General features: G+C 69.3%; 21 protein-coding genes. 10 read left to right on the top strand and 11 right to left on the bottom strand.

What is annotated here, in order from left to right:
- Positions 1 to 92 precede the first annotated feature (92 nt).
- Complete coding sequence (locus EYW49_RS03040; protein ID WP_165498105.1) at positions 93 to 1,148, bottom strand: class I SAM-dependent methyltransferase; 1,056 nt, start codon at positions 1,146 to 1,148, stop codon at positions 93 to 95.
- A gap of 338 nt (positions 1,149 to 1,486) precedes the next feature.
- Here EYW49_RS03040 and EYW49_RS03035 point away from each other — a divergent pair, with 338 nt between their 5' ends.
- The 3 genes from EYW49_RS03035 to EYW49_RS03025 all read left to right on the top strand — a co-directional run bounded on the left by EYW49_RS03035 (position 1,487) and on the right by EYW49_RS03025 (position 4,474).
- Positions 1,487 to 2,461, top strand: a complete 975-nt coding sequence (locus EYW49_RS03035; RefSeq protein WP_131305948.1) for a TRAP transporter substrate-binding protein — start codon at positions 1,487 to 1,489, stop codon at positions 2,459 to 2,461.
- A 190-nt stretch (positions 2,462 to 2,651) separates the two neighbouring features.
- A complete protein-coding gene (locus EYW49_RS03030; protein WP_131305945.1) occupies positions 2,652 to 3,941 on the top strand; it encodes a TRAP transporter large permease in 1,290 nt (429 codons plus the stop codon).
- Positions 3,938 to 4,474 (top strand): TRAP transporter small permease, encoded by a 537-nt coding sequence (locus tag EYW49_RS03025; RefSeq protein ID WP_165498104.1) that lies wholly within the window; start codon positions 3,938 to 3,940, stop codon positions 4,472 to 4,474. The genes EYW49_RS03030 and EYW49_RS03025 overlap by 4 nt, the downstream gene beginning before the upstream one ends.
- Before the next feature lie 305 nt (positions 4,475 to 4,779).
- Here EYW49_RS03025 and EYW49_RS03020 read toward each other — a convergent pair whose 3' ends face one another.
- Complete coding sequence (locus EYW49_RS03020; RefSeq protein WP_131305939.1) at positions 4,780 to 6,558, bottom strand: ABC transporter ATP-binding protein; 1,779 nt, start codon at positions 6,556 to 6,558, stop codon at positions 4,780 to 4,782.
- Positions 6,559 to 7,021: 463 nt separating this feature from the next.
- Here EYW49_RS03020 and EYW49_RS03015 point away from each other — a divergent pair, with 463 nt between their 5' ends.
- Positions 7,022 to 7,789: a sulfite exporter TauE/SafE family protein gene (locus EYW49_RS03015; protein WP_131305937.1), complete on the top strand. Its 768-nt coding sequence runs from the start codon at positions 7,022 to 7,024 to the stop codon at positions 7,787 to 7,789.
- A 37-nt stretch (positions 7,790 to 7,826) separates the two neighbouring features.
- Here EYW49_RS03015 and EYW49_RS03010 read toward each other — a convergent pair whose 3' ends face one another.
- A complete protein-coding gene (locus EYW49_RS03010; RefSeq protein ID WP_131305934.1) occupies positions 7,827 to 8,837 on the bottom strand; it encodes an aldose epimerase family protein in 1,011 nt (336 codons plus the stop codon).
- 459 nt (positions 8,838 to 9,296) lie between these two features.
- On the opposite strand from EYW49_RS03010, the gene pyk reads away from it, so the two are divergent.
- Positions 9,297 to 10,718 (top strand): pyruvate kinase, encoded by a 1,422-nt coding sequence (gene pyk / locus EYW49_RS03005; protein ID WP_131305931.1) that lies wholly within the window; start codon positions 9,297 to 9,299, stop codon positions 10,716 to 10,718.
- Between the two features lie 73 nt (positions 10,719 to 10,791).
- On the opposite strand, the gene EYW49_RS03000 is transcribed toward pyk, so the two are convergent.
- Positions 10,792 to 12,045 (bottom strand): patatin-like phospholipase family protein, encoded by a 1,254-nt coding sequence (locus EYW49_RS03000; protein WP_131305929.1) that lies wholly within the window; start codon positions 12,043 to 12,045, stop codon positions 10,792 to 10,794.
- A gap of 95 nt (positions 12,046 to 12,140) precedes the next feature.
- On the bottom strand, positions 12,141 to 12,932 hold the full coding sequence (locus EYW49_RS02995) for a DUF1295 domain-containing protein (RefSeq protein ID WP_131305926.1): 792 nt from the start codon (positions 12,930 to 12,932) through the stop codon (positions 12,141 to 12,143).
- A 332-nt stretch (positions 12,933 to 13,264) separates the two neighbouring features.
- On the opposite strand from EYW49_RS02995, the gene EYW49_RS02990 reads away from it, so the two are divergent.
- Genes EYW49_RS02990 through EYW49_RS02970 form a run of 5 tightly spaced genes read left to right on the top strand, consistent with a single transcriptional unit; the run spans position 13,265 to position 17,559 of the window.
- The gene (locus tag EYW49_RS02990; RefSeq protein ID WP_131305923.1) at positions 13,265 to 14,635 is read left to right on the top strand and encodes an NAD(P)/FAD-dependent oxidoreductase; all 1,371 of its coding nucleotides are present in this window, start codon (positions 13,265 to 13,267) and stop codon (positions 14,633 to 14,635) included.
- Positions 14,632 to 15,441 (top strand): DUF1365 domain-containing protein, encoded by an 810-nt coding sequence (locus EYW49_RS02985; RefSeq protein ID WP_131305920.1) that lies wholly within the window; start codon positions 14,632 to 14,634, stop codon positions 15,439 to 15,441. Before EYW49_RS02990 ends, EYW49_RS02985 begins: the two co-directional genes overlap by 4 nt.
- The gene (locus EYW49_RS02980; RefSeq protein WP_131305916.1) at positions 15,438 to 16,691 is read left to right on the top strand and encodes an SAM-dependent methyltransferase; all 1,254 of its coding nucleotides are present in this window, start codon (positions 15,438 to 15,440) and stop codon (positions 16,689 to 16,691) included. Before EYW49_RS02985 ends, EYW49_RS02980 begins: the two co-directional genes overlap by 4 nt.
- Before the next feature lie 32 nt (positions 16,692 to 16,723).
- Positions 16,724 to 17,122, top strand: a complete 399-nt coding sequence (locus EYW49_RS02975) for a DUF2147 domain-containing protein (protein WP_131305913.1) — start codon at positions 16,724 to 16,726, stop codon at positions 17,120 to 17,122.
- A gap of 26 nt (positions 17,123 to 17,148) precedes the next feature.
- Positions 17,149 to 17,559, top strand: coding sequence for a DUF2177 family protein (locus tag EYW49_RS02970; protein ID WP_131305910.1), 411 nt, complete (start codon positions 17,149 to 17,151; stop codon positions 17,557 to 17,559).
- A gap of 16 nt (positions 17,560 to 17,575) precedes the next feature.
- On the opposite strand, the gene EYW49_RS02965 is transcribed toward EYW49_RS02970, so the two are convergent.
- The 6 genes from EYW49_RS02965 to EYW49_RS02940 all read right to left on the bottom strand — a co-directional run bounded on the left by EYW49_RS02965 (position 17,576) and on the right by EYW49_RS02940 (position 23,154).
- Positions 17,576 to 18,748, bottom strand: a complete 1,173-nt coding sequence (locus EYW49_RS02965; RefSeq protein WP_131305907.1) for a M20 aminoacylase family protein — start codon at positions 18,746 to 18,748, stop codon at positions 17,576 to 17,578.
- 532 nt (positions 18,749 to 19,280) lie between these two features.
- Entirely contained in the window at positions 19,281 to 19,748 is a 468-nt protein-coding gene (locus EYW49_RS02960; RefSeq protein WP_131305904.1) for an L-2-amino-thiazoline-4-carboxylic acid hydrolase, read from the bottom strand.
- A gap of 20 nt (positions 19,749 to 19,768) precedes the next feature.
- Positions 19,769 to 20,479, bottom strand: a complete 711-nt coding sequence (locus tag EYW49_RS02955; protein WP_131305901.1) for an ABC transporter ATP-binding protein — start codon at positions 20,477 to 20,479, stop codon at positions 19,769 to 19,771.
- Positions 20,476 to 21,231 (bottom strand): ABC transporter ATP-binding protein, encoded by a 756-nt coding sequence (locus EYW49_RS02950; RefSeq protein WP_131305898.1) that lies wholly within the window; start codon positions 21,229 to 21,231, stop codon positions 20,476 to 20,478. Before EYW49_RS02950 ends, EYW49_RS02955 begins: the two co-directional genes overlap by 4 nt.
- On the bottom strand, positions 21,228 to 22,232 hold the full coding sequence (locus EYW49_RS02945; RefSeq protein WP_228259441.1) for a branched-chain amino acid ABC transporter permease: 1,005 nt from the start codon (positions 22,230 to 22,232) through the stop codon (positions 21,228 to 21,230). Before EYW49_RS02945 ends, EYW49_RS02950 begins: the two co-directional genes overlap by 4 nt.
- Complete coding sequence (locus EYW49_RS02940; RefSeq protein ID WP_228259434.1) at positions 22,225 to 23,154, bottom strand: branched-chain amino acid ABC transporter permease; 930 nt, start codon at positions 23,152 to 23,154, stop codon at positions 22,225 to 22,227. The genes EYW49_RS02945 and EYW49_RS02940 overlap by 8 nt, the downstream gene beginning before the upstream one ends.
- Between the last annotated feature and the right edge of the window lie 33 nt (positions 23,155 to 23,187).

Below are 23,187 nucleotides of genomic sequence, written 5' to 3'. Positions count from 1 at the left end.
GAGAGGCAGTGTTTCCCGGATCGCTCCGAGGGCTCGACCACCGCGGCCGACGATCGGTTCGGGCGCCGCGCCGGTCCGCCGGCGCTTCGACGTCACCGCCACATGTAGCCGTAGAGCACCACCTGGCCGTCGCGGGCCGCCGGATTGCGGCCGGAGGGGCGGATCTCGAGCCGCGGCGGGGCGCTCGGATCGAGCACGTAGAGCGCCGGCTGAGCGTACGAATACCAGCTGTAGAGATCGATCTGGAGCTCGCGCGCCCCCTGGCGCATCGCCACGATGCCCGACCAGTCGTGACGGGCAAAGATCGGCCGGATCTCGCGGGCCCCCGCCGGCACCGCGATGTCGATCGCCCAGTCCGGCCCGCCGAGGATGACGTGGTCGTCGCGCCGGTCGACGGTGCCGGTGAGCGTGATCGACCCGTCGAGCCGGTCGACATGGGTATGGGCGGTCTTGCGCCGCACTGCCGGATCGACGCGGAACGCCGGGCGCGGTGCGCCGACCTTGCGGGCCGCCACGAACAGATCGAATCCGGCCTCGGCATATTCCCGCCCGACCTGCAGCACCCGCACCTCGAACCCGGCGTCGTCGACCAGCGCCTGCCAGTCGTCGGCGTCGAAGAAATAGGGATGTTCGGGATTGCTCTCCCAACCGAAGGGAACCGCCATCAACAGATTGCCGTCCGGCTTCAGAACCCGATTGAGCTCTCGGAAGGTCGTCGGCAGATCGAAGGAATGTTCGATGCAGTGGGACGAGAATACCGCGTCGAACTGCTCGTCCGCGAAGTCGAGCCGATCGTTGAACCCGACGCGGAACTGCGACGGATCGAAACCGAACCCGGCCGCCAACGCTGCCGATGCCGCAGCAGCGCCCGGATCGACGTCGAGATAGAAATAGTCGTAGGCCCGGCTCTTCAGAAACTTCAGAAGGTCGACATAGGTGTTGCCGCCGCCGACGTCGAGCACCGTCGCGCCTTCGGGGATGAAGCGCGCCGCCTCCCCCCAGCGATCGAGATAGGCCACCTGCCGCCGACCGATGAAGGCGTCGAGATCCCCCGCTTTTTTCTGCACACCCGAATACCAGTTTGCGGTCATCTCCGCCTGACGTCGGGCGAAGATGTCGCGTTCGGTCTCGATGTCACGATCAGGCATCTGGAACTCCGAAGATCCCGGGAGGAAGACACGCCGTCCGCGCCAGGAACGGCCGGCCGGATCGACCGGCACGATGTTGCCGAAAGCCCGCTCAATTTCAACCGGACACTTCGGTTCCTCGACGGCAGGGCCATTGCTCGGCACGCCTACCATACCTCGACGTCGCACCCCGTCGCGGACCGCCCGAAATCGGCGGAATCCGCCGCCGCCGCGGCGCTGCCTCGTTCCTCCTACCGACTTGCGTCCGCTCGGGAACGGCGTCAAATCTGTGGCGTCCGGGCGGAGACACGCGCGGACGGGGCAGGTGCCGGCACAGGCACCCAACACAAGAGGGTAGGATGAGGACGCTCGCAATTCTGGTGGCGATGATGCTCGGTTCGACCTGCGCGGCGGGCGCGGTCGATCTGAAGCTCGGCCACTTCGCCGCCGACGGCCATCCCTGCGATGTCGCCGCCAAACAGTTCAAGGACAACGTCGAGAAGCGCACCGCCGGTGCGGTCAAGATCAACCTGTTCGGCAACAACGCGCTCGGCTCGCCGCCGGAAGTGCTCGAACAGGTCCTGCTCGGCGCCGTCGACATGAGCCTGTCGGGACAGGATCAGATCGCCAAGCATCTGCCGTTCTACGACGTCATCTCGACGCCCTTCGCGTTCAAGGACTACGCCACCGCCGACAAGGTCATCGACGGCCCGTTCAAGGCCTGGGCCGATCCGGAACTGGCCAAGAAGAATCTGGTGCATCTGTCGGATTGGGAATGGGGCTTCCGCCAGTTGACCAATTCCAAGCAGCCGGTCAACACCCCGGCCGACATGAAGGGCATGAAGATCCGCACCCCGCCGGCCTTCGCCTATCAGGCCTTCGTCGAGGCGGCCGGCGGCAATGCCGTCACCATCGCCTTCGCCGAACTGGTGATGGCGATGAAGCAGGGCGTGGTCGACGGTCAGGAGAACCCGATCGGCACGATCTATGCGCTGAAGCTCTACGAGACCCAGAAGTACATGACCATCGTCAACTACACCTATAGTTCGATGGTCCATCTGGTCAACAAGAAGAGCTGGGACAAGCTGACCCCCGAACAGCAGCAGATCCTCGCCGAGGAATCCGCCAATTCGGCCAAGCTCGCCCGCAAGCTGCTGCGCGACGACGAGGACAAGCAACTCGCCGATCTCCAGGCGACCAAGGGCATGGTCGTGGCCAAGCCCGACCTGAAGCCGTGGAAGGACGCCATGGGGCCGGCCTGGGAGAAGGTCAAGGCGCGCGTCGGCGCCGACAACTTCGCCCGCTTCATGGCCATGGTCGACGCGGCCAAGTGACGGATCGTCCGGCGGGCGGCCCCTGCGGCCGTCTCGCCGGATCCGTCGGCCGGCCGCCGGCGCCGCGAGGCACCCTCCGGCGGCCGTCCCCTCCGACCGCGCGGCTCCGTTCCCGCCTCGTCGCCGTCGCCGCGACGCGACGGGCGCGTTCCGCCCGCGACCGCCCGTCCCCCCAGGGAGTGCCTCCGTCATGCTGACACTGGAGATCTTCGGCGTTCTTCTCGCCATGCTGATGCTCGACGTGCCGATCGCCGTGGCGATCGGCCTGACCGCCGTCATCTTCTTCGTCGGCCAAGGCCAGGTCGACTTTCTGGCGATGTTGCCGCAACGCATGTATTTCGGCACCACCGGCTTCACCCTGCTGGCCATCCCCTTCTTCATCCTGGCCGGCAATCTGATGAACACCGGCGGCGTCACCCAGCGCATCTTCGGCTTCGCCCGGGCGCTGGTCGGCCACATCTCCGGCGGCCTCGGTCACGTCGCGGTGGTGTCCTCGATGATCTTCTCCGGCATGTCCGGTTCGGCGGTCGCCGACGCCGCCGGCCTCGGCCAGATCCAGCACAAGGCGATGGTCGACGGCGGCTACAAGCCGACCATCTCGGCGGCGATCGTCGCCTCCGCCTCGACCATCGGCCCGGTCATCCCGCCGTCGATCCCCTTCGTGCTCTATGGCGCGATCACCAGCGTCTCGGTCGCCCGGCTGTTCCTCGCCGGCGCCATCCCCGGGGTCGCCATGGGGATTGCGATGATGATCGCCATCGGCCTGATGGCCGGCCCGCGCGGCCTGCCCAAGGACGAAAAGGCGAGCTTCCGCGAGATCCTGCGCACCTTCCGCGCCGCCTTCTGGCCGCTGCTGACCCCGGTGCTGATCATCGGCGGCATCACCACCGGCTTCTTCACCGCGACCGAAGCCTCGGTGATCGCCGCGCTCTATGCCGCGGCGCTCGGCTTCGCCTATGGCGATCTGAAGATCCGCAACCTGCCGCCGATCCTGTTCGTGTCCCTGAAGCAGACCTGCGGCCTGATGTTCATCATCGCCACCGCCAACTTCTTCGGCTGGTTCACGATCTTCCAGCGCATCCCCGACGAGATGATCATGCAGCTGACCGCGATGGGTACCTCGCAGTCGGACTTCCTGTGGATCGTCATCGCCATCGTGCTGGTGCTCGGCTGCTTCCTCGACGGCAATGCGATCTTCCTGATCACCTTGCCGATCTTCATGAAGATCTGCCCGCTGTTCTCCATCGACATGGTCAACTTCGGAGTCGTGATGACCCTCCTGATCATGATCGGCAACCTCACGCCGCCGGTCGGCATGTGTCTGTTCGCCGTGGAGAGTTTCGCCAAGGTCGGCATCTGGCCACTCGCCGCCGAATGCCTGCCCTATCTGATCGCCATTCTCGCGGTGACCATCCTCTGCGCCTTCGTGCCGGGCATCGCCCTGTGGCTGCCGAACCTCATGATGGGAGCCGTGCCATGACCGCCGCCCTCGCGCTGCTCGCCCGCCTCGACCGCGCCCTGCTGCTCGTCCTCGAGACGATCTGCATCGTGCTGTTCGCGGCGATCACGGCGATCCTGACGCTCAACATCGTCGTGCGCTTCTTCCCCGTGATGTCGATGCACTGGTTCGACGAGATCCTGGAGATGCTCTACGGGGCGCTGGTGTTCTACGGCGCCGCGGCGGTGTGGGTGGGGCATGCCCACTTCAGCATCGGCGACTGGCTGTCGAAGTTCCTGCCCGGCGTGCGCGCCCGCTTCGTCTATCGGCTTCTGGTCGAATCGTGCTCGCTGATCTTCATCGCGATCTTCTTCAAGTACTCGCTCGACCTGACGATGCAGACCACGGAACAGACCACCGCCTTCGCCATGTCCAAAGCCTGGCTCTATGCGTGCATGCCGATCACCGGCGGCATCATGGTGATCTATTCGCTGAAGAACATGTACATCGAACTGGCGGCGGTCCTGCGCCCGGAATCGGCGCTCGCCGCCGCGGCGGAGAACCTCAACCACTGAGAGATGAGGCGGGGGCGGGTCGTCCGTTCCGGCAGAAATGACGGCTGGAAGTCGGGCGCCGAGATCGGTCGGCGATGCACCGCCGATCTTCGACGGGCGCTCCTGAAAGGGTCCTCTCCCCCCTTGTGGGGGAGAGACAGAGAGGGGGGTCACGGACGCTCCCCTCGTGCGCCCATCGAGGATCGGACGCCGCTCACCCCCCTCCCTGTCCCTCCCCCACAAGGGGGGAGGGGACGATGGGGCTTCGGCATCGCAAGTAACCGGAAGGCGGTCGTTAGACCGCCCGCCCGAAGCGACGTCTCGCCTCAGTGAGCCTCGCCGCCCCCGAACTGCACGTCGTGCAGCCGGCGATAGCGACCGTCGAGGGCCAAGAGCTCGTCGTGCCGGCCCGATTCGACCACCCGGCCGCCCTCGATCACGCAGATCGTGTCGGCGCGCTGGATGGTCTGCAGACGATGGGCGATCACCAGGGTGGTGCGCCCGCGCGACAGCCGGTCGAGAGCCTTCTGGATCGCCTGCTCGCTTTCCGTGTCGAGCGCCGCGGTGGCCTCGTCGAGCAGCAGGATCGGCGCGTCCTTGAGGATCGCCCGGGCGATCGCCAGACGCTGGCGCTGGCCGCCCGACAGCTGCGTGCCGTTCTCGCCGATCTCGGTGTCGTAGCCGTTCTGGAAACCCGTGATGAAGTCGTGGGCCGCCGCCGCTTGCGCCGCCGCGATCACCTCGTCGCGGCTCGCCCCGGGCCGGCCGAGGGTGATGTTCTCGAACACCGTGCCCTTGAACAGGAAGGCGTCCTGGCTGACCAGCGCGATGTGCCGGCGCAGCGACCGGCGCTCGACCGCGTCGATCGACTGGCCGTCGATGGTGATGGTGCCGGCGCTCGGCTCCCAGAAGCGCAACAGCAACGCCAGGATCGTCGACTTGCCGCCGCCCGAGGGGCCGACCAGCGCCGTCGTCTTGCCCGCTTCCGCGGTCAGGTCGAGGCCCCTCAGCACCTCCTCCTCCGGCCGATAGGCGAAGCGCACGTCGCGGAATTCGATCCGACCGCCGTCCACCGCCAGCGGCGGGCGCGGGCCCTCGTCGCGTTCGCGCGCCGGCTCGTCCATGAAGTCGTAGAAGATGTTCACCCCGACCAGATTGCTCGACAGATCGACGTGGACCCGCGCGAGACGCTTGGCCGGTTCGTAGATCAGCAGCAGCGCGGTGATGAACGAGAAGAAGGTGCCCGGCGTCGCCCCGGCCGAGGTCACCCGCCAACCGCCGTAGAGGATCACCGCCGCCACCGCCAGACCGCCGAGCGTCTCCATCATCGGCGAGGTGCGGGCGCCGACGTTGGCGAGCTTGTTGGCGGCGCGCTCGACGTCGAGGATCGCCCGATCGACGCGGCCGCGCATGTGGTCCTCGAGCGCGAAGGCCTTGACCTGCCGGAAGCCGAGGATGGTCTCCTGGATGTTCTCGACCACCGCCATGCCGCCGGAATAGCCGGCGAGCATCGCCTTCTTGGCGCGCTTGACCAGCTTCTGGACTCCGAACACCGACAGCGGCATCAGCCCGAGCCCCAGCACCGACAGCATCGGATCCTGGATCACCATCACCACCAGCAGGCCGATCACCGACAGGAGATCGCGGCCGATCGCCGTCACCACGGTGTTGAGGATCGTGCCGCAGGCATTGGCGATGAACGATTGGCGCGCGACGAATTCCGAGGTGTGGCGCGCCAGCACATAGGCGACGTCCATCTCGAGCAGATGGCCGAACAGCCGGCGCTGCACGTCGGCGATGATCGCGTTGGCGATCCGCGACAGCACCACCTGCTGGCCGTAGGTGGCGGCGCCCTTGACCATGTAGATCGCCATCACCGCGCCGGCGACCAGGAACACCGCGCTGCCGTTCTTGCCGATGAACACCTCGTTGATGACGTCCTTCATGATCCACGCCGACAGCGACGTGGTCACCGCGGTCGCCACCATGCACAGGACGGCGACGACGTAGCCGGTGCGGTGGCGTCGTCCCTGTTCGCCGACGAGGCGCCGGATCAGGGCGACGTTGTGCCCGTCGAGGATCGTCTGGAGCGCGGGAAGGGCCATCGGCAACCTGTGTCAGCGGACGTCGGGGGCGGCGTCGCGCGCGGCGACCGCCCGGTGGAGCCCGGCCACCAGCGGCGGCGCGGGGGCGACGGCCGCCCTCCCGGGCCGCCGCGAACCGCCGGCCCGCTCCCTCGGAGCATCCGTCGGCGCGCCTCTCCTATCACGGGGACGGCGGTTTTCGAAGAGTGGCCGCGGCCGCGCGCCGCAGCGAAACCGGCCGCAAAGGGTGTCACTCCGCCGGCACGATCACCCCCGATGATCGGATCCAGCAGATCCGATCGTTTGATTCCAGAATTTCACCGGGCCACACTCGGGGCGAATCGCGGTGCCCGGCGCCGCGCGGACGGCGGTGTCGTCCGTCCTCGGAGCGTGGCGGCGCTCCGGGTCCTGCCCCCGCGGCCGAAGTCTCGGCCCGGTGTTCCGATCCCGGTCTGCCGCTGGCCTTCGCGCCCGACGAGGTTCCATGTTCCACGAATATCTGATCCTGTTGCCGCTGGCCTTCGCCGCCGGTGCGGTCAATGCCGCGGTCGGCGGCGGCGGCCTGATCACCGTCCCCGGCCTGTTCGCGGTGCTGCCCACCACTCTGCCCGCGACCCTGCTCGGCACCGACAAACTGTCGTCGATCTTCGGGCATGTCAGCGCCATGCGCCAATATGCCCTGCGCCTCGCCCTGCCCTGGCGCCTGCTGGCGATCGCTTCGGCCTCGGCCTTCGTCGGCTCCTACCTCGGCGCGCGCGCCGTCTACGCCTTCGCGCCGTCGATGATGCGGCCCTTGGTGATCGTCCTCCTGGCGGTGATGCTGGTCTACACCTGGCTGCGCCCGAACTTCGGCACCGTCGACGGCGGTCGGCCGTCGACGCCCCGCGACCGGGCACTGGGCATCGCCCTGGGCTTCGCGATCGGCTTCTACGACGGCTTCTTCGGCCCCGGCACCGGCAGTTTCCTGGTGTTCCTGTTCGTGCGGGTGTTCCGCTTCGACTTCCTGCGCGCCACCGCCTGCGCCAAGGTGGTCAATCTCGCCGGCGACAGTGCCGCCCTGGTGTTCCTGATCCCCGCCGGGGCGGTGATCTGGCCGCTCGGCATCCCGATGGGACTGGCGGCGGCGCTCGGCGGCCTGATCGGCGCGCGTCTGGTGATGCGCGGCGGCAACGTCTGGATCCGCCGGCTGTTCCTGGTCCTGGCCGTGACCCTGCTCGCCAAACTGAGCTGGGAGACCCTCGCCGGCCTGTGAGGGAGACGGGCGGCGACGGATCGCCGCCCGCGGAGATTCACGACCGCGAGAAGCGGTACTCGACGCGGTGATCGTAGGTCTGGCCCGGACGCAGCACCGTCGGCGGGAAGTGCCGCTTGTTCGGAGCGTCGACGAAGGCCTGGGTCTCGAGACACACGCCGGTGTGCGGCCCGTGGACCTGACCGTCGATGCCCGGCGCCGTCGCCTTGAAGCCGCCGGCGGTGTAGATCAGCAGCCCCGCCTGATTGGTCACCACGTCGACCGCCAGACGGCGGTCCGGCGAGGCCAGACGGCCGGCAGGGACCATCGCGCCGATCGGCCCGGCGATCACGAAGTTGACGTCGCAGTCGGGACCGCGGTCGCCGATCCGGATCGGCTCGCGGAAATCGAAGGCGGTTCCGGCCACCGGCGCCACCGCCCCGGTCGGAATCAGATTGGCGGCGGCCGGGGTGTAGAACTCCGAGGGAATGTGGAGCACGTGGTCGCGGCAGTCGGCGGCGTCGTTCAGCGTGAAGTAGGAGTGGTTGGTGAGATTGAGGATGGTCGGCGCATCGGTGGTGCCGCTCATCGCGATGGTCAGGGTCGCCGGCTCCAGGAGATCGTAGCGGCAGGTCACCGCCACCCGGCCCGGCCAACCCTGATCGCCGTCCTCGGACGTCAGCGACAGCACCACGAAGCTGTCGCCGTGCTCGACGATCGTCCAGGGCTTCAGCGCGAAGCCGACCGGGCCGCCGTGCAGATGGACGTTGCCGGCGCCGTTGATCGGCAACTCGTAGGCCCTGCCGTCGAGCTCGAAGCGGCCGTCGGCGATGCGGTTGGCGTTGCGCCCGACGGTCGCCCCGACCCGCGCCGGATTGGCCTTGTAGCCCTCCAGCGTCTCGTAGCCGAGCACCACCCGTTGTAGGCTGCCGTCGGCCCGCGGAATCTGCAGATCGCGCAGCACCGCACCGATGGTCAGGATCGAGGCCCGCGCGCCGGCGGCATTTTGGAGGCGGATTTCCTGGATGTCGGTCCCGTCGTCGAGGGTCCCGAAGGGATGTAGGCTCATGGATGTCTCCCGCGACCGGAGGTCGCTCTGGTGCCGCGGCGCGCCGAGATCGGCACGCGCGCTCGAGGGGGCATCGACGGTGCCGTCCGCCCCCGAACGCCGTCGCGGCGCTCGCGATCGAAAACCGCGTGCGCTCGGCCCCGTGCGTGACACCGGACGCGCCGTCGCACAATCCCTTTCAAACCGGATGCGGCGACGGCAGCGTCACGGGCCGACGGACGGTCGCCGCTCCGGCACGACGAGAGGCTTGCCGGAGCCCCGCGCCCGCGGCATCATGACACGTGCGCCGAATGCATGGCTGGTTATCATATCTTCGCACTTATCCCTTAGACGTAGATAGATGGTATAGGGTTCGCGTCCGTCCGCGGACCGACGTCATCTGACGTCGACTTCATACGCGCCGTCTCTGTCATCCGCCCTCCACGCCCGACGGCGACGAACCACGAGGACTCGTAGAACATGCGTCGCAACCGCCGCGCCAAGATCGTCGCCACCGTCGGCCCCGCCAGTAGTTCCCCCGAGATGTTGAAGGCCCTGCATTTCGCGGGCGTCGACACCTTCCGGCTCAACTTCAGCCACGGCACCCATGAGGACCACGCCAAGGTCTTTGCCGCCCTGCGCGCGCTCGAGCGCGAAATCGGCAGCCCGATCGGCATCCTCCAGGACCTCCAGGGACCGAAGATCCGTGTCGGCACGATCCGCGACGGCAAGATCACCGTCACCGCCGGCGAGCGCATCCGCTTCGTGCCCGAGGGCACCGACGGCGAAGCCATGTCCATCCCGCTCGCTCATCCCGAGATCTTCGCCGCGGTCTCCCCCGGCCACGACCTGCTGATCGACGACGGCCGCGTCCGCGTCCGCGTCACCGGCGTGTCCGACAAGGCGATCGATGCCCAGGTGATCAACGGCGGCGTCATCTCCAACCGCAAGGGCGTGAACCTGCCGGGCACCGTGCTCGACGTGTCGCCGCTCACGGCCAAGGATCGCAAGGACCTCGCCTTCGGGCTCGAGCTCGGCGTCGACTGGGTGGCGCTGTCCTTCGTCCAGAAGCCCTCCGACGTGATCGAGGCGCGCAGCCTGATCGGCGACCGCGCCGGTCTGGTCTCCAAGATCGAGAAGCCCTCGGCGCTGGAATCGATCGACGAGATCATCGCGCTGTCCGACGCGATCATGGTCGCCCGCGGCGATCTCGGCGTCGAGATTCCCCACGAGGACGTCCCCGGCCGCCAGAAGGAACTGGTGCGGGCCTGCCGCCATGCGGTCAAGCCGGTGATCGTCGCCACCCAGATGCTCGATTCGATGGTCGCCGCGCCGACCCCGACCCGCGCCGAAGCCTCCGACGTCGCCACCGCCATCTACGACGGCGCCGACGCGGTGATGCTCTCGGCCGAATCGGCGACCGGCCTCTACCCGATCGAGACCGTCGAGATGATGGACCGCATCATCAAGTCGACCGAGAGCCACAAGCTCTACCGCTCGATCGTCAAGGCCTCCGAGCCCGACGTCGAGCACACCCCGGCCCACGCCATCGCCGCGGCCTCCGCCGACCTCGCCGAAGCCATCGGCGCCCCGGTGATCGTCACCTACACCTCGTCCGGCGCCACCGCCGCGCGCATCGCCCGCAAGCGGCCGCCGCTGCCGATCCTGGCGCTGACCCCCGACGAGCGCATCGCCCGCCGCATGCGTCTCTTGTGGGGCGTCCACTCGCTGCGCTCGGAAGTCGCCGACACCTACGACGCGATGGTCCGCCGCGCCGCCGGTTCGGCCCTCGCCGAGGGTCTCGCCGAGCCGAGCCAGTACATCGTCGTGTGTTCCGGCATCCCCTTCGGGCAGGCCGGCACCACCAACAACCTGCGCGTCGTCCAGGCCGGCAACCCCTGATCGACGCCACACGACCTGCGAGCCGGTCCTTCGGGACCGGCTCCGCCGCGCGCGCGGGCCGGCCGCCGATTCGTCAGCGCCGGCCGTCGCGATGGAGATCGCGCACCACCACCCCGGCCGCCGCATCGGGCGGCACCAGCCACTCGCGCCGCGCCAACAGCGCGCCCGCATCGCGCCGCCCCGCCGCGCGGTGATCGCGGGCCGACCGGGCCGAGAACTCGTAATCCTTGTTGTCGCTCTCCCAATTGCGGGTGCGGTAGACCAGCTGCAGGATGTTGACGACCCCCGGCTGGCGCAGGTCGTCGAGCAGGGCGCGTTCCTCGGCGGTGCGCAGATCCGCGGGAATCCGCTCGAGCGCCGCCAGCAATTGCCGCTGCAACCCGTATTTCTGAGCGAAGCGGGTGGTCCCCGCCCGGGTGCGGCTCGAATAGGTGATGTCCTTCTGACGCGCCATCACCTCGGCCATCGACCGCGGCCTCTTGCCCTCGGCCGGGAACAGGTCGACCTGGAACACCAGCGAACTGACGTCGCCGTCCTGATCGAGCAGATGTTCGAGCGGCGTGTTGGAGACGATGCCGCCGTCCCAATAGTGCCGCCCGTCGATCTCCACCGCCGGCAGCGCCGGCGGCAGGGCGCCGCTGGCCATCACATGGCGCAGATCGAGCCGCCGCCGCTTCCCGTCGGGACCGGGCTCGCGGGTGTCGAACCACACGAAATTGCCGTTCTCCACGTCGACCGCCCCGACCGAGAAGCGCATCGGCCCGTCGTTGAGCCGGTCGAAGTCGATCAGCCCGGCCAGCGTCTTCGCCAGGGGCGCGGTGTCGTAGAAACTGTCGGAGCCGTCGGTTCCGGCCGGCAGCAGCCACGGATTGATCGACCGCGGGGCGAAGAAGCCGGGTCGCCCCAGCGCCATCGCCCCGAGCGCGCTCCACTGGTTCTGCAGCGCCCGGAACGGGTGGAAGGCCGACCAGGGACCGAGCAGGTCGATGCCGGGATCGCGGGTGATCGTCGCCCAGAAGGCTTCGAGCTTCTCGCGGCGCGTCTCCGGCGGATTGCCGGCGATGATCGCCGCGTTGATCGCCCCGATCGACACGCCGGAGATCCAGGTCGGCTCGATCGCCGCGTCCTCGAGCGCCTCCCACACCCCGACGTGATAGGCCCCGAGCGCGCCGCCGCCCTGCAGCAGCAGGGCCACCCGGTCGTAGGCCGCGAGTTGCTCGGCGAACGGGCCGGTGGCGGCGACCGGCGTGGCGGCAGCGAGATCGGCGGCCGCGGCGATCGCGGCCGGGGCGGCGGTCGCGGCGGCGGCGGAGGGTCGGCGGGTCATGAGGTCACCTTCGTCGGGGGAAGCGGGAGCCCCGGCAACCCGGGGACGAAGGCCCAAGATCCCATCGCCCTGCGACGGCAACAAGGCGGCCCGCCTCACCCCGCGCGCCGCGGCCCGGGGAAGAAGGCGTTGACCCGCCGCTGCAGCGACCGGAAGGCCTCGCCGCGGGTCGCCGCCATGTGCGCCTCGAGCGGCGGGATTCCCGAGGCATGGACCAGCAGCACATACATCAGCACCGGTGCGGCCAGCGCCGCCCAGCCCCAGGGATGGCCACCCATGGGGTCGATCGCGGCGAGCGGCCAGGCGCACCACCCGAGCCATTCGAAGAAATAATTGGGATGGCGCGACCAGCGCCAGAGGCCGACCTCGCAGATCCCGCCGGATGCGCCGTCGCGCCGGAAGCGGGCGAGCTGCGCGTCGGCCATCGCCTCGCCGATCAGCGCGACCAGCGCCACCAGCCCGGCGAGCCCGTCGAGGAGCCGCGGAAACGGCGCCGGATCGGCCGCGGCAAGCGCGATCGCCAGGATCAGCACCCAGGCGCAGGCCGCCTGGACCTGGAGGAACAGGAACAGCCGCAGCGGAAAGGCCGGCCCCCACTCGGCGGCCAGCGCGGCGTAGCGGGGATCCTCACCGCTGCCACGGGTGCGCGCGCCGATGTGCAGCGCAAGCCGCACCGACCACGCCGCGGCGACCACCCCGACCGCCACCCGCCGCCCGGGATCGCCGCCGTCGGCGAGCGCCACCGCCGCCAGCCCGCCGAGCCCCACCGCCGCCGACCAGATCGTGTCGATCCAGCCGCTGCGCCCGGTGAGGCGCTGCACGCCCCAGGCCGCGGCCATGGCCAGCGACGCGCCGAGAGCGAGGGCGACCGAGGTCAGGAGAGTCATGCACGTATCCTCCGGGGCAGCGCGCGGCGCGGCCGCACGACCTGTCCCCGGACCTCAGACGGCGTGGGGGCCTCTTCGGTTTCGACCGCGCGCCGAAAAAGTCGGGCGGACCCCCCGAATATTCGTGATCGGCGAATTCCGCAGCCGGCAGGCCACTTCGGCGTGCCGCGACGGCCTTCCTCGACCCCCGATCGACAAACATTCTGCATCCACACGATGAATTCATGAAACCCAATCGGCTCGGCTTACGTAGTTGATGCGAAGCGGGTCGCCCGGGGGCTTCCCGGCACGCTCGCCGAAGTTCGGCGATTCCGCAGCAGAGGATGGACGACATGGGCAGCACGGTTCGAAGCGAGGGGGATCGCCCTCTCGACGTGGCGGTGATCGGCACCGGCATTTCCGGCCTCGGCGCCGCCTGGCTCCTGTCGCAGCATCATTCCGTCACCGTCTACGAGGCGGCGGCGCGGATCGGCGGCCATTCCCACACGCAAGAGATCGAAGCCGGCGGCCGCACGATCGCCGTCGACACCGGCTTCATCGTCTACAACCAGCCCTGCTATCCCAATCTCACCGCGCTGTTCGACCACCTCGGCGTCGAGACCGCGGCGACCGACATGTCCTTCGCGGTGTCGCTCGATGCCGGCACCCTGGAATATGCCGGCAAGGATCTCGCCGGCCTGTTCGCCCAGCCGTCGAACCTGCTGCGGCCGCGCTTCTGGTCGATGATCTTCGATCTGCTGCGCTTCTACCGCCGCGCCCGCCACGATCTGCCGACCATGGGCGAGATGACGCTCGACCAGTATCTCGATCGCGGCGGCTACGGTCGCGCCTTCCGCGAGGACCATCTCTATCCGATGGCCGCGGCGATCTGGTCGACCCCGTCGATCGACGTCGGCGCCCATCCGGCCGCCGCCTTCGTGCGCTTCTGCGACAACCACGGCCTGCTGCAACTGACCAATCGGCCGCAGTGGCGCACCGTGGTCGGTGGCAGCCGGAATTACGTCGAGCGCCTGATCCGCCCCTTCGCCGACCGCATCCTCACCGCGACGCCGGTGGTGGCGATCCGCCGCGACCCTCGCGGCGTGTCGGTGACCGATGCCGGCGGCACCACCCGTCGCTTCGATCACGTCGTCGTCGCCACCCACGCCGATCGCGCCCTGGCGCTGCTCGGCGACCCCTCCGCCGACGAACGCCGCCTGCTCGGCGCCTTCCGCTACGCCGCCAACACCGCGGTGCTGCATTCCGACGCGAGCCTGATGCCCCAGCGCCGCGCCGCGTGGTCGAGCTGGAACTATCTCTCCGCCGGCCGCGGCCGCGACCGACGCCTGTCGGTGACCTATTGGATGAACCGCCTCCAGCCGCTCGGGCCGGCGCCCGATCTGTTCGTCACTCTCAATCCCCTGCGCCCGCCGCAGCCCGGCTCGGTGATCCGCAGCGAGGTCTACGACCACCCGCTGTTCGACGTCACCACCGGCCGCGCCCAGGCCGAGCTGTGGTCGCTGCAGGGGGTGCGCAACACCTGGTTCTGCGGCGCCCATTTCGGCGCCGGCTTCCACGAGGACGGCCTCCAGGCCGGCCTGGCGGTGGCCGAGGATCTCGGCGGTCACCCGCGCCCGTGGCAGGTCGCCGACGATAGTGCCCGCATCGCCCGCCGCCCGGTCGCCCGCCCCGACGCGACGCCGCGCACGGAGGACGTCGCGTGACCCCTCCCCTCGCCTCGGCCCTCTTTCCGGGCCAAGTCACCCACCTGCGCCGACGTCCCCACGAGCACCGCCTCGCCTATCGCATCGTCTCGATGCTGATCGACCTCGACGAGCTCGAGGCGCTCGATCGGCGGCTCCGCCTGTTCTCGGTCGGCCGGTTCAACCTCTTTTCCTTCCAGCCCGCCGATCGCGGCGACCGCTCGGGTCGCCCGTTGCGCGTCCAGATCGAGGCGGCGATGACCGCGGTGGGCGTCGTGCCGGACGGCGGGCCGATCCGCGTCCTGACCATGCCGCGCGTGCTCGGCTGGGCCTTCAATCCGCTGTCGGTGTTCTTCTGCCACCGCCGCGACGAGTCGCTGGCGGCGATCCTGTGGGAGGTCGACAACACCTTCGGCGAGCGCCACGCCTACATGATCCCGGTCGAAGGCCTCGACGACGGCGAGATCCGCCAGCACTGCGACAAGCGCTTCTATGTCTCGCCGTTCATGGACATGGATCTCACCTATGCCTTCCGAGTGCGCCCGCCCGGCACCACCCTGTCGGTGGTGATCGAGCTCGCCGACGCCGAGGGCCCGCTGTTCACCGCCCGCCATCTCGCCCGCCGGGTCGAACTCTCCGACCGCGCCCTCCTCGCCGCCGCCCTGGCGATGCCGTTCCAGGCGCTCGGCGTGGTCGCTGCGATCCATTGGCAGGCGCTGCGTCTGTTCGTGAAGGGTCTGCGTCTGCGGCCGCGTCCCGCCGCCCCGACCGAGCCCGTCACCCTGGTTTCTCCCGAGTTCCGTTCCCGAGAGGTTCACGCCCCATGAGTCACCCCGACGAGACTTCGCGCACGCCCGCCGTCGCCGACGTCGCCGACGCCGCCCGCGCCTCGCTGTCGGGCCTGCGCGTCCGCCTGCTCGACCGCCTGCTGTCGCGGCCGCGCTACGGTCGGCTGCGCGTGGTTCTGCCCGACGGCCGCGCCCTGGAGCGGATCGGCAGCGAGCCCGGCCCCGAGGCGACGCTGGTTCTCCACCGCTGGCGCACCTTGCGGCGGCTGATCACCGGCGGCGACATCGGCTTCGCCGAGGCCTGGATCGACGGCGACTGGACCAGCCCCGACCTCGTCTCGGTGATCCGCTTCGCCGCCCGCAACACCGAGGTGCTGGCCAAGGCGATCCGCGGCTCGGTGCTGCTGCGCAGCCTCGACCGCCTGCGCCACGTCCTCAACGGCAATTCGCGGCGCGGCAGCCGCCGCAACATCGAGGCCCACTACGACCTCGGCAACGACTTCTACCGCCGCTGGCTCGACGGTTCGATGCTGTACTCGTCCGGCCTGTGGGACGCCGGCGTGACCAGCCTCGAGGGCGCCCAGGCCCGCAAGCTCGCCCGCATCGGTGAACTGCTCGGCCTCGCCCCCGGCGACGACGTGCTGGAGATCGGCTGCGGCTGGGGCGCGCTCGCCGCCCATCTCGCCGAAACCGAGGGCGTCCGCGTCACCGGCCTGACCCTGTCGCCGTCGCAGCTCGCCCATGCCCGCACGGTAGTCGAAGCCCGCGGCCACGCCGACCGCGTCGACCTGCGCCTCCAGGACTATCGCGACGTCACCGGCCGCTTCGACCGCATCGTCTCGATCGAAATGTTCGAGGCGGTCGGCGAAGCCTGGTGGCCGGTCTATTTCGCCACGCTGCAGCGCTGCCTCGCCCCCGGCGGGCGCGCCGTGCTGCAGATCATCACCATCGCCGAAGATCGCTATGAAACTTATCGGCGGGATACCGACTTCATTCAGAAGCACGTCTTCCCCGGCGGCTTCCTGCCTTCGAAGACGGCGCTGGCGACGGTGATCGCCGCGGCCGGCCTGCGCCTCACCGCGGTCGAACACTTCGGCCTGTCCTATGCCGAGACGCTGGCCGAGTGGCGGCGGCGCTTCCACGCCGCCTGGGCGGAGATCGCCCCGCTCGGCTTCGACGACCGCTTCCGTCGGCTGTGGGACTACTACCTGGCCTATTGCGAGGCCGGGTTCCGCGAGGCGGCGATCGACGTCGGCCTCTACACCCTCGAATCGGCGCCGGCGAGCTGATCTCGCCCGCGCGCCACACCGGAGACGAACCCATGAAGATGATGTCCATCGCCGGTCCGCTGCTCCTCGCCCTCACCCTGGGCGGCACCGCTGCCGAAGCCGCCGGCCCCTCGCCGCTCGGCCTGTGGGCCCGCGGCGACGGCCGCGCCAAGGTCCGCATCGAACCCTGTGGCGCGGCGATCTGCGCCATCAACACCTGGATCAAGGAAGGCACGCCCGAAGAGAAGGTCGGCGACAAGCTGGTGATGAACGTCACCCCGGTCGACGCCACCCACTGGTCGGGCACCGCCTTCGATCCGCAGCGCGACCGCAGCTACAAGATGAAGCTGGAAATCGCCGAAGGACGCATGACCACCAGCGGCTGCGTCCTCGCCGGCCTGCTCTGCGCCGACATGGCCTGGACCCGCACCGAGAACGCCGCGGCCAACTGACCGAACGCCCCCTCCCGGAGACCACCATGAAGACGCTGCTGATCGCCTATGTCGCCACCCTCGCGGCGTTTCTCGCCATCGACTTCGTATGGCTGTCGCGGATGGGCGAGGTGCTCTATCGGCCGATCCTCGGCGATCTGCTGCGGCCCGACTTCCTGCCGCTGCCGGCTTTGATCTTCTACGCGATCTTCGTCGGCGGTCTGGTGTTCTTCGCCGTCCGCCCGAGTCTGGCGGTCGGCGACTGGACCACCGCGGCGCTCAACGGCGCCGTGCTCGGCTTCGTCGCCTATGCCACCTACGACCTCACCAACCAGGCGACCCTGCGCCACTGGTCGACCACCCTGACGCTGATCGACCTCGCCTGGGGCACGGTCCTCTCCGGCCTCGCCGCCACCGCCGGCCATTTCGCCACCGCCGCCGCGGCGCGATTCGGCTGAGCGGCGGCGGGCGACTTCACGCCGCCAGCCGCCGCTTGGCCAGCGCCGTCCACAGCGCCGCGCCGAGCGGCAGCGCCGCATCGTTGAAGTCGTAGCGCGGCGAATGCAGGCCCGGATTGGCGCCGTCGCGCGCCGCGCCGATCCACACATAGGCGCCGGGCCGTTCGGCCAGCATGAAGGCGAAGTCCTCCGCCCCCATGCTCGGCTGCAGATCCTCGGCGAGGGTCAGGCTCGATCCCAATCCGCGCACCACGTCCTGGACGAAGCGCGCTTCCGCTGCGTCGTTGATCGTCGCCGGATAGCGCCGCTCGATGCGGATCTCCGCCGAGCAGTCCATCGCCGCGGCGATCCCGCCGACGATGGCCCGCATCCGCGTCTCGATCAGATCGCCGACGGCGGGGGCGAACCAGCGGATCGTCCCGGTCAGCCGGCAGGTGTCGGGGATCACGTTCCAGGCGTCGCCGCCGTGCACCGTGGTCACCGACACCACCGCGGTCTCGACCGGCGAGACGTTGCGGGCGACGATGGTCTGCAGCGCCGAACCGATCTGGAAGGCGGCGGCGACCGGATCGGCGCCCTGATGCGGCATCGCCCCGTGCGCGCCGCGCCCGGTCACGGTGATGTCGAAGACACCGAACGCCGCCATCATCGGGCCGAGGGTGAGCCCCGCCTGCCCGACCGGCAGCGCCGGCCAATTGTGCAGGCCGAAGATCGCCTCGACCGGAAAGTCGCGGAACAACCCGTCGGTGACCATCCGCTCGGCACCGCCCTCGTTCTCCTCGGCCGGCTGGAACACGAAATGGACGGTGCCGTCGAGATCCGGATCGCGCGCCAGCCGCCGCGCCGCGGCGAGCAGGGTCGCGGTGTGGCCGTCGTGGCCGCAGGCGTGCATCTTGCCCGGCACGCCGGACGCGTAGGCGAGGCCGGTCGCCTCCTGGATCGGCAGCGCATCCATGTCGGCCCTGAGCCCGATCGCCCGTCGCGACGTGCCGCGGGTCAGCGTCCCGACCACGCCCGTCCCGCCGATCCCGGTTCGCACCGCCAGCCCGAACGACGCCAGCCGCTCGGCGACGAAGGCGGCGGTGGCGTGTTCCTCGAAGGCCAGTTCCGGCGCCGCATGGAGCGCATGGCGCCAGGCCACGGCGTCTTCGATCTCGTTCGGGGTGAGCGTCGGCGAGGTGTCGGTCATGGCGGCTCCGGAAGGGTGGCTGGGTGGTCGGCGGCGAAGAGGGTTGGGGAAGGGATCGTCACCCCGGCGTGTTCTGGTCCGAGGTCGGTGATGTCGTCCCCTCCCCCCTCGAGGGGGAGGGACAGGGAGGGGGGGCTCGGCCGTCGTGTTCCTCGATGTCGTCGCAGTGGAGAAGCCCTGCCCCCCCCTCCCTGTCTCTCCCCCTCGAGGGGGGAGAGGACCCTGTGGCGATGACCTTCGGATCATCACGGCTCGGCCGTTGCCGCGCGTTGGCTCTTCGAGGTCCGATCACCCCATCCACTTCGTCCCCTCCCCCCTCGAGGGGGAGGGACAGGGAGGGGGGCTCGGCGGTCGTGTCCCTCGATGTCGTCGCAGTGGAGAAGCCCTGCCCCCCTCTCTGTCTCTCCCCCTCGAGGGGGGAGAGGACGGTGCGGAAAGGCTCGTCGATCCAACGGCATCGGTGATCGTCGCGGCGTCCGGACCGCTGCTCGTCGCGGTCCCACCGCGCCGGAAATCGCAGGATTGCCACCCCTCAGCCCGTCGGTTCCATCCGATAGCGGAAGTCGCAGCGCTTGCCACCCTGCATCAGCGTCTCGCTGCGCTCGAGCTTCATCGCCGGATTGTAGCCGGTGCAGAATTCGCCGTCACGATTGCACGACAACAGATGCCCGATCGCCCCGAGCCCCATGTCGCGATACATCTCGGCATAGCGGCAGCGGGTGACGTCGAACGACAGGGTCTCGGGAGTCGCCTCGTGCACCTCGATCACCAGCGCGTCGTTGGCGGTCCACGCCGGCAGGATCGCCGCGAAATCGGCGAGATCCGGGTCACGGCCGAGCTCGGCGCGGAACTTCGCCCCTTGCGCCACCGCCGAACGCGACACCGCCGCGTCGATCGTCGCCTTCGCCACCGCTTCGCCGTGGCCGGCGCTCAGCACGTCGTAGACGTGTTTGAGGATTTCCGCTTCGATCCGGCGGCGTTCGATGATCGGCTGCACCACGGTCGTCTCCCAGGTTGGCGTCAGGCGGCCGTCCCATGGCCGCCGAGATAGGCTTCGACCACCCGCGGATCTTCGGCGATGGTCGCCGCCGGACCCTCGAGGCCGATGCGGCCGCCCTCCATCACCGCCGCGCGGTCGGCGATGCGCAGCGCGGCGCGGGCGTTCTGCTCGACGATCAGGATCGAGATCCCCTCGGCGCGGATCGCCGCGACCAGATCGAAGATGGTCTTGACCAGCTTCGGGGCAAGCCCCAGCGACGGCTCGTCGAGCAGCAGGATCTTCGGCTTGGCCATCAGGGCGCGGGCGATGCACAGCATCTGCTGCTCGCCGCCCGACAGCGAGCCGGCGATCTGGCCCATCCTCTCGCCGAGCTTGGGGAACAGCGCCAGCACCCGGTCGAGCTCGGCGAGCCCGTGGCGACCGCCGCCGATCACCAGATTCTCGCGCACCGACATCGGCGCGAAGATCTGCCGCCCTTCCGGCGCCTGGGACAGGCCGCGCGCCACGATGGCGTGGCTCTTCAATCCCGTGATGTCCTCGCCGGCCAGCCGGATGGTCCCGGACTTGGCGCGATAGACCCCGGAGATGGTCCGCATCAATGTGGTCTTGCCGACGCCGTTCGAGCCGAGCACCGCGACGATGCCGTTCGCCGGCACGTCGAGGTCGACGCCGTGCAGAATCTCCTGCACGCCCATGGTCACGGTGACGCCGCGCACCTCGAGCAGGTTCATGCCTCGACCCCCAGATAGGCTTCGAGTACCGCCGGATCGGCGCGCACCTCGGCCGGCGCCGCATCGGCGATCTTGCGGCCCGAGGCCAGCACCACCACCCGCGAACAGATCCCCATGACCAGGTTCATGTCGTGCTCGACCAGCATGATCGCCAGGCCCTCGCCGTTGAGGGTGCGGATGAAGCGGGCGAGCTCGGCGGTCTCGGAATCGTCGAGCCCGGCCGCCGGTTCGTCGAGGATCAGCAGATCCGGCTTCATCGCCAGGGCGCGGGCGATCTCCAGATATTTCCGCCGCCCATAGGAGAGGTTCGCCGCCAACTCGTGGGCCTGCGCGGTCAGCCCGACGCGCTCGAGCGCCTCGAAGGTCCGCGCGGTGATCGCATCCGACCGTCGCCGTCCGCCGAACACCGCCCCGAGGGCCGACTGGCCCATCGCCCCGACTGCGCCGACCGAGACGTTGTCGAACACCGACATGTTGGGGAAGATCCGCAGGTTCTGGAAGGTGCGGGAGAGACCGCGGCCGGCGATCTGATGGGGTTTGAGCCCGCGGATCGCCTCGCCCTTGAAGCGCACCGTGCCGCTGGTCGGCGGCGTGAAGCCGGAGATCAGGTTGAACAGCGTGGTCTTGCCGGCGCCGTTCGGGCCGATCAGCCCGACCAATTCGCCGGGCGCCACCGCCGTCGAGACGTCGTCGACCGCCAACAGGCCGCCGAACCGTCGGGTGAGATGGTCGATCTCGATCAGCGCGCTCACCAGCCGACCTCCCCGCCCGGGACGCGATTTTGACTCCGGCCGAAATGGCGGCGCACGAAGGTCAGCGCCGAGACTTCGCCGAACAGGCCCTTCGGCAGGAACAGGATCGAGAAGAACATGACGAGGCCGACCAGCACGTTGCGCACGTCGCCGAAGCCGCGCAGCACTTCGGGCAGCAGGATCAGCAGGAAGGCCCCGATGATCGCGCCGGGCAGCGACCCGAGCCCGCCGACCACCACCATCGCCAGCACCAGGATCGAGTTGGAGAAGTTGAAATCGGTCGGCGAGACGTAGCCGGTGGTATAGGCCCACAGCGCCCCGGCGATGCCGGCGAAGAAGGCCGACAGCGTGAACACCTCGATCTTCAGCCGCACCGTATCGATGCCCATGGCGTCGGCGCACTGGTCGTCCTCGCGCAGCGACCGCAGCGCATTGCCGTAATAGGAATGCCCGAGCCGGTGGATGGCGAAGATCGACGCCGCGACCACCACCGCCACAACGAAATAGATCGCCACCGGCGTCTTGGCCGCCCAGCCGAACAGCTTGATGCCCGAGAACAGCAGCACGCCGTTCGGCCCCTTGGTGAGGCTCACCCAGTTGAGCAGCACGGTGTGGATCATCTGGCCGATCGCCAGGGTCGCCACCGCGAAATAGATCGACACCAGCCGCATGGTCGGCAGCGCCACGATCAGCGCCAACACCGCCGCGGCGAGCCCCCCGGCCGGCAGGCCCCACAGGAAGCCGAGCTTCAGTTCGGTGCCGAGCAGCGCCGCGACATAGGCGCCGATGCCGTAGAAGGCGGCGTGGCCGAGGTGCAGCAGCCCGGCGACGCCGGCGACCAGATGCAGCGACGCAGCGAGCAGCGCGAAGATCAGCACCAGATTGGCGATCTGGAAGAAATAGCCCTTGCCGAACTGGGCGAGCCCGAGCGGCACGGCGACGAAGATCACCAGCGCGAGGAGAATCGGCACCGGACGGATCAGGCGGCGGATCTCAGACACGTTCCCTCCCCGCTCCGAAGAGTCCCTGCGGGAAGAAGATCAGGGTGACGATCAGGAAGCCGTAGGCGACCATGTCGGCCCAGTTCGAGGAGATGAAGGTGGTGGCGAGGCCTTCCGACAGCCCCAGCAGCAGCGCGCAGATCACCGCGCCCGGAATCGACGACAGCCCGCCCATCACCATCGCCACGAAGGCCTTGATCCCCGGCACGAAGCCCATCGCCGGGAAGATCGCCCCGTAATAGAGCCCGACCAGCACGCCCGCCGCCGCCCCCATCATCGAGCCGATGGCGAAGGTCAGGATGATCGTCCGGTCGGTGTCGATCCCGACGTATTTGGCCCCGAGCGGATTGGCCGAGACGGCGCGGATGGCCAGCCCCACTCGGGTGCGGGTGAGCAGCCACTGCAGGCCGATCAGCATCACCGCGGCGACGGCGAAGATGATCACGTCGCCGGTGACGATGGTGATCGGCCCCAGCGCGATCGGTTTGTTGATCAACTGATCGAAAGGCAGGGTCTGCATCTGCGAGCCGAAGGCCAGTTCGAGGCCCTCGCGCGCCACGATCGACACCGCGAGCGACGACATCAGCGTCGATTCGCGCATCGCCCGCGACTTCAGCGAGGCCTCGTCGGAGAAGCGGCGGAACGGCTTGAAGGCGATCCGCTCCAGCCCGACGCCGAAGGCCGCTCCGACCGCCGCCACCACCAGTACCACCACGAGCAGCGGCGGCGCGAGCGCAGTGATTACCAAGAGCCCGACGAAGGCGCCGAGCGTGTAGATCTCGCCGTGAGCGAAGTTGACGACGTTGAGCACGCCGAAGATCAGCGTGAAGCCGATCGCCATCAGGGCATAGATCACCCCTTGCGACAGACCGATCGCCAATTGCTGCAGATAATAGGGATCGAACACCGTCTGCCCCTTCACGCCCCCGGACGTCGTCGTGGCGCGATCGGCCGG

Origin of the sequence: Siculibacillus lacustris (genome assembly GCF_004328075.1) — a bacterium.
Classification (GTDB): Bacteria; Pseudomonadota; Alphaproteobacteria; order Rhizobiales; family Ancalomicrobiaceae; genus Siculibacillus; species Siculibacillus lacustris.
Note: the sequence above shows the minus strand (reverse complement) of the source record. Positions and strands in the feature narration are given on the sequence as shown.